Origin of the sequence: Flavobacterium reichenbachii, from assembly GCF_002217435.1 — a bacterium.
Lineage (GTDB): Bacteria > Bacteroidota > Bacteroidia > Flavobacteriales > Flavobacteriaceae > Flavobacterium > Flavobacterium reichenbachii.
The window spans coordinates 181,770-188,334 of record NZ_MUHF01000017.1; the positions used below are offsets into that span (position 1 = coordinate 181,770).

The following is a 6,565-nucleotide window of genomic DNA, read 5'->3' on the forward strand; positions in this document are numbered from 1 at the left end:
ATAAAAAAAGAAAAATGAAAACTAAATTATTTTTTGCAGTAGCTGCAGTACTTTCACTTTCATCAAACGCTCAAGTCAAAAGTACTTTTAAGGGCCAGGATCCTATTACGGCAGTTTCTACCGTAACACGCCCTGTGGAAAAACAATGGAAAGGAGTTTTTGATAAAACAGGCGATGAGGTTTTCTTCGGAAATGATTTTGCCGGAGCGCGATTAAACGGCGTTGTCAAAATTGATGAGAATACGTTCAGCGTTTTGATTACTCCTGAGAATTCGCCCATAAACGGAAGTCCGTGGTATGCCTTTAAAGTGTGGTCAAAAACAGATAAGGAAATTCAAATCAGGTTTGATTATCCTCAAAATGTAAAACACCGCTATAATGCCAAAATTAGTGCTGACGGAAAAAAATGGACGGCTTCTGAAAACGGAACTTTCGTAAAAAGAGAAAAAGATTCTAATTATGTTTTGAAAGTAAAAGTAAGTAAAGACACGACTTGGATTGCTGCACAGGAACTTAAAACCTCAAAAGATATAGCACAATGGATTTCATCATTAAAAAATAAAAACAATACTGCCGAAGCTTCTGTTGGATTAACTGCCGAAGGACGCAAGATTCCGGTTTTTAGTATTGGAAATCCTTCTTCTAAAAATAAAATTCTGATTTCGGGCAGAAACCATCCGCCGGAAGTTACGGGACATTATGCCTTAGAAGCTTTTGTTGAAAGTTTAACGGCCGATACGCCATTGGCAAAAAAGTTCAGAAAGAAATTTGAAGTGTACGTCATTCCTCTTCTGAATCCCGATGGCGTTGACGGCGGTTTTTGGAGACATAATTCGGGCGGAATCGATTTAAACCGGGATTATAATGAATTCAATCAGCCGGAAACCAGAGCGGTTCGTGATTTCTTAAAAAATGAAATTAAAGGCGAAAATAAATTGTTGTTTTCAATTGATTTTCATTCGACTCACGATGATATTTATTATACCGTTGATCCCAATCTAAAAGGAAATATTCCGGGTTTTGTGCCAAATTGGCTCAACAAAGTAAAAGATGGAATTCCGGGTTATACACCGCATGTTAAACCTTTGTATTTTAAACCGCCTACATTTACCTTATTTAGTTATTTGTTTGAAACTTATAAAACTGAGGCTTTGGTTTTTGAAATTGGAGACAATGCACCAAAAGATTTCATTAAAAAGAAAGGCGAAGTTTCTGGAGAAGAATTCATGAAATTGATATTAGAAAGCAGTAAAAACTAAAAGAATTGAGATGAACAAAATCAAAAATAAAATTTGCATCCTTCTGGCGCTGATCGCTTCGGTCTGTTGTTTCAGTCAGCAGCAAAAAGAATTAATTCAGGTTACCGATCTTTTAAAAATTAGAACCCTTGGTGATGTAGAATTGAGTAAAGATGGTCAGAATGCGGTTTTTACTATAAAAAGTATCATTAAAAGTGCTGAAAACCCACAAGATTACGATTATGATACACAGCTTTGGATTACTAAGACTTCAAAAAATAGTACGCCAAGACAGTTAACTTTCGGAAAAGAAGGATCAGGTTCTCCGGTTTTTAGTCCAGATGGCAGACAAATTGCTTTTACGAGAAACATTAAAGGAAAATCTCAAATATTCCTTTTTAAGGTTGATGAAGGCGGAGAAGCAATTCAATTAACCGAATCAAAATACGGAGCAGGAAATCCAAAATGGAGTCCGGACGGAAAACAGCTTTTGTTTACAGCGTCGCTTCAAATCAATGAATTGGTCAAAGATTCTATTTTAAATCCGAAGAAAGAATTACCCGTTTGGAGTTTCGAAAAACCAGGATTTGCTGCGAATGAAAATTTGAAAATCAATAAAACAAAAGCAGATCCAAACGGAAATTTAGAAGCTATCAGAGCTTATTTGGACAACAACGAAAAAGACAAAAAAGCAAAAGTGGTTGATAAACTGCAGTTTCAAACCGAAACAGGAATCAGCAGTGAGCTTCGTTTTTCGCATATCTTTATAATAGATGCAAAACCGGGATCTAAGGAACACGCTATTACAAAAGGATTTTATTCGTACTCGAATCCGTCTTTCGTTGGCAGCGACAAAATTGCTTTTACCGGAAATATCAATGAAAAAAGACATCCCGACAGAGTTTTAGAATCTAAAATTTACACTATTAATACTGACGGAACGAATGTAACCGAGTTACTGGGTGCAGAAAATCTGGTTTTTCAGCTTTTAGCCGTTTCTCCTTCTGGAAAGCAACTGGCTTATCAGGAAAGCATCGCTAATAATTTATCGGTTCCGGTGTTGAAAATCTTCAGCTTAGAAAATCCTTCGGCGAAAAGCCAAACAATAGAATACGACAGAAATAACAATAATGTTCGATTTTCTAAAGATGAAAAGCAACTTTATTTTACTTCATCAAGCAATGGAGGATCAGCGATTTGCAGTGTCCCATTAAATACTTTAAAAGTTACAGCACTTACTTCTTTTGATCAGGGAATTACAGATTATGACATCCAAAATGGAGTTGTAGTTTTCGCTAAAACAGATGTCAAAAATCCATCAGAATTATACGTTTCAGATCTAAAATTAAAAGAACCAAGATTAGCGTCTGATTTCAATACCAATTGGTTAAAAAACAAAGCAATCAGCTTGCCGGAAAAAGACACTTTTATCAACGAAAAAGGTCTTGAAATTGAATATTGGGTAATGAAACCAACTCAATTCGAACAAGGAAAAAAATATCCATTACTTACTGAAATTCACGGCGGACCAGCGTCAATGTTTGGCCCTGGCGACGGAAGTATGTGGCTGGAATATCAGTTTTTTACTGCTCAGGGTTATGGCGTAGTTTACAGTAATCCCAGAGGTTCTTCGGGTTATGGAGAAAAATTCCTGAGATCAAATATCAACGATTGGGGAACTGGACCTGCGAGCGACGTTTTAACGGCATTAGACAAAACCGTTGTACAAGGCTGGGCAGATCAAAGCCGACTTTTTATTACGGGCGGTTCGTATGCAGGCTATTTAACCACCTGGATCATCAGCCACGATCAAAGATTCAAAGCAGCTTCAAGTCAGCGTGGAGTTTATGATTTTAGTACTTTTTTTGGAGAAGCAAACGTATGGAGAATGGTTCCGAGATATTTTGGAGGTTATCCTTGGGAAGAAAAGACCAAAGCAATTTTACAACGGGAATCACCTATTAATTATGTAGAAAATATTAATACTCCATTCTTGATTTTTCACGGAGATAATGATAATCGTACCGGAGTTACACAAAGTCAGATGTTGTACAAAAGTCTTAAAGTTTTAGGCAAGCCTGTAGAATATGTGAGACAGCCCGGTGCAAGCCACGAATTGACGAGAAGCGGCGATAATCGCCAGAGAATCGATCAGCTGTTAAGAACTTACGAGTTTTTTGAAAGATTTAATCACTAATTCTTTCAGATAGATTAAGAGAATAAAGTTACATTAAAAGAGATACGGAAATGAATGCAATTGAGAACAAAACGGAACAAAGTCAGTTAGAGAAATATTTTTCAAAATTTAGAAAAAATACATTGGGAGTCAATCACAGTTTTGAATCTGTTTACGGAAAACAAAACCTATTATATGCAGATTGGGTAGCCAGCGGAAGATTATATATTCCGATTGAAGATATTATGCTTAACAAAATTGGACCGATGATTGCCAATACACATTCATTTTCAAGTCAAACCGGAAAAGCCTCTACATATGCTTATCTGCATGCCAGAGATATAATCAAAAAACATGTCAATGCAGACGAATCAGATTGTTTGGTTACTACAGGATCAGGTATGACAGCAGCATTGTCCAAACTGCAGCGCTTTATTGGTCTGCGTACAGATGTACCTTTTGCAAAAGATAAAAATAATCGTCCGGTCGTTTTTATTACACACATGGAGCATCATTCTAATCAGGTTTCTTGGTATGAAACAATTGCAGATGTTGTGGTTTTACCGCCTGGCGAGAACAATTTGGTAAGTCCTCAAATATTAGAAGAAACAATTAGTAAATATGCAGATCGAACTATAAAGATTGGTTCTTTTACAGCATGTTCCAATGTTACGGGAATTATTACGCCTTATCATGAATTAGCAAGAATTATGCATCAACACGGCGGATTCTGTTTTGTCGATTTTGCTGCTTCGGCGCCATATGTTACAATAAATATGCATCCGGCAAATCCAGAAGAGCGTTTAGATGCTATTTTCTTTTCTCCTCATAAATTTTTAGGAGGCCCGGGAACATGTGGTGTTTTAATTTTTAATGAAAAATTGTATCAATCAAATATTCCTGATAATCCGGGAGGCGGTAATGTAAAATATACAAATCCGTGGGGCGGATATCAATACAGTGATATTATTGAGGTTAAGGAAGATGGAGGAACTCCAGGTTTTCTCCAGGTAATGAGAACTGCTTTGTCTTTAGAATTGAAAAATCAAATGGGAGTTTCGAACATTCATAATAGAGAAAAGGAACTATTGGAACTTTGTTATTCTGAACTTCAAAAAATAAGCGGTTTAACTTTATTAGGAGATTTAGAAGTTGATCGAATTGGATGTGTTTCTTTTATAATTAAAGATATTCATTATAATTTGATTGTGAGACTTTTAAACGACCGTTTCGGAATTCAGGTCAGAGGCGGATGGTCTTGTGCGAGTACTTATGCACATTATTTATTTGATATAGACAATAAAACATCAACTAAAATTACAGACGAATTATTACAAAGAAACCAAACCAACAAGCCCGGCTGGGTTCGGTTATCACTTCACCCCATAATGACAGATGATGAAGTTTTGTTTTTTTGTGAGGCAGTGCAAAAAATAGCGGCAAATTATAAAGAATGGCAAAAAGATTATCAATATAATTCTTCTTCTAATGAATTTGAATCTCAATTAAAAGAAGAAAATATTCAGGAAGAAGTAAAAGATTGGTTTCAAATAATTTAAAAGAAAAAATACTTGTAAATGAAATAACTGCATCGGGTTTTCAAATAAAAATTTATGTAATTCAAACAAATTTTGGTCATTTTTGAGTATATTTAAGCAATAGATGTTGCAATTTCTACTGTTGAAATAAACAACTAAAAAGAGATAAATATAAAATTTGCTTATAATGAATGACGTAAAAAGCCTTAAGGCAGTATCTTACGGCGAGGTACTTTGGGATGTTTTTGATAACGAAAAGAAAATAGGAGGAGCACCGCTTAATGTGGCCCTTCGTATGAAATCTTTAGGATGCGAAGTTGGAATGATAAGTTGTGTAGGAAATGATGCAGACGGAAAAGCGATTATTGAAAAGATTAAAAATCTGGGACTAGAAACCAATTCTATTATTGAATCAGAAGAATTTGCAACAGGTTTGGTTCAGGTTACTTTAAATGAAAGCGGATCGGCAAGTTATCAAATTAACTATCCTTCGGCCTGGGACAAAATTGTTTTAAACGAAACTGCAAAACGAATAGTTTCAGAAGCAGATGTTCTTATTTATGGAAGTCTGGTCTGTCGGGATGCTGTGTCGAGAAGTGCATTAGAACAACTTTTATCATATAAAGTATATAAAGTTTTTGATGTGAATTTAAGAAAACCACACTATTCTTATGATGTTATCGACAGTTTGATGCTTACCGCAGATTTTATTAAATTTAATGATGAAGAGTTATTGGAAATTGCCCAAGCATTCAATTCACCCGACACAAGTTTAGCAGAGAATATAAAGTTTATTGCTGAAAAAACAGATACTAAAACAATTTGCGTAACAAAAGGCGGAGACGGAGCGGTTTTGTTTGTAAATGGAAAACTTTATTACAATAACGGATATCCTATAACCGTAATAGATACTGTAGGCGCAGGAGATTCTTTTCTGGCTGCATTAATAACATCATTGCTGAGAGATAAAGATCCGCAAGAAGCAATTGACTTTGCATCTGCAGTAGGTGCTCTAGTTGCTGGATCACCTGGAGCCAATCCAAGTATTTCTTTAGATGAAGTGAAGAAATTTAGGACAGAGAACAGTTAGAGTAATGAATTGTTTACAAACGAGGAAAAGAAATTCAAATTTTCCTTTAATTAGCATTTCCATAGATGAGAATGTAGATTGAACCTATTTCTCTATATAAATTTTGAAGCTGTTTTAATTTACTACTATATAGTATAGCCAGTAAATTAAAACAGCTTTCAGATTTAGTACCGCTTAGGTTTTCTTCCTGTAAGGTTGTTACAAATAATTACAGATATCACTTAAATTATATTTTAGGTGTATTTTTAAGACATATGACATTGCACATATTATTATATTAATATGAATAGTTGCTGTGATATGAAATATAAAGATATGTAATCCGTAAAATAACCACTTCTTAAAAAGGTATAATTGATAAAAAACAAACTATGCAGGAAAATTCCGTAATAATTTAAAATAATTTAAAAGTGTAAGTTTTGTGTTATCAGAAGGTTATGATAAAATTCAAAAAAACTTTCAAAATAGTTTAAAAAAAAGCTTGCAGAAGTCAATAAAGGTTGTACTTTTGCACCCGCTTTGA

4 protein-coding genes are annotated in these 6,565 nt (G+C 34.8%); all 4 read left to right on the plus strand.

Going from position 1 to position 6,565, the window contains the following annotated elements; translation table 11 throughout:
* Positions 1–14: 14 nt before the first annotated feature.
* Positions 15–1,259, plus strand: a complete 1,245-nt coding sequence (locus B0A68_RS14420; RefSeq protein WP_035687612.1) for a M14 family metallopeptidase — start codon at positions 15–17, stop codon at positions 1,257–1,259.
* Between the two features lie 10 nt (positions 1,260–1,269).
* Positions 1,270–3,435 (plus strand): S9 family peptidase, encoded by a 2,166-nt coding sequence (locus tag B0A68_RS14425; protein WP_035680053.1) that lies wholly within the window; start codon positions 1,270–1,272, stop codon positions 3,433–3,435.
* Positions 3,436–3,485: 50 nt separating this feature from the next.
* On the plus strand, positions 3,486–4,973 hold the full coding sequence (locus tag B0A68_RS14430) for an aminotransferase class V-fold PLP-dependent enzyme (protein ID WP_035680052.1): 1,488 nt from the start codon (positions 3,486–3,488) through the stop codon (positions 4,971–4,973).
* A 166-nt stretch (positions 4,974–5,139) separates the two neighbouring features.
* Complete coding sequence (locus B0A68_RS14435; protein WP_035680051.1) at positions 5,140–6,042, plus strand: carbohydrate kinase family protein; 903 nt, start codon at positions 5,140–5,142, stop codon at positions 6,040–6,042.
* Positions 6,043–6,565: the final 523 nt, after the last annotated feature.

Excerpts from the sequence above, each read along its gene's own strand:
- B0A68_RS14420 (WP_035687612.1), top strand. The coding sequence starts at position 15 with ATGAAAACTAAATTATTTTTTGCAGTAGCTGCAGTACTTTCACTTTCA.
- B0A68_RS14425 (WP_035680053.1), top strand. The coding sequence starts at position 1,270 with ATGAACAAAATCAAAAATAAAATTTGCATCCTTCTGGCGCTGATCGCT.
- B0A68_RS14435 (WP_035680051.1), top strand. The coding sequence starts at position 5,140 with ATGAATGACGTAAAAAGCCTTAAGGCAGTATCTTACGGCGAGGTACTT.
- B0A68_RS14430 (WP_035680052.1), top strand. The coding sequence starts at position 3,486 with ATGAATGCAATTGAGAACAAAACGGAACAAAGTCAGTTAGAGAAATAT.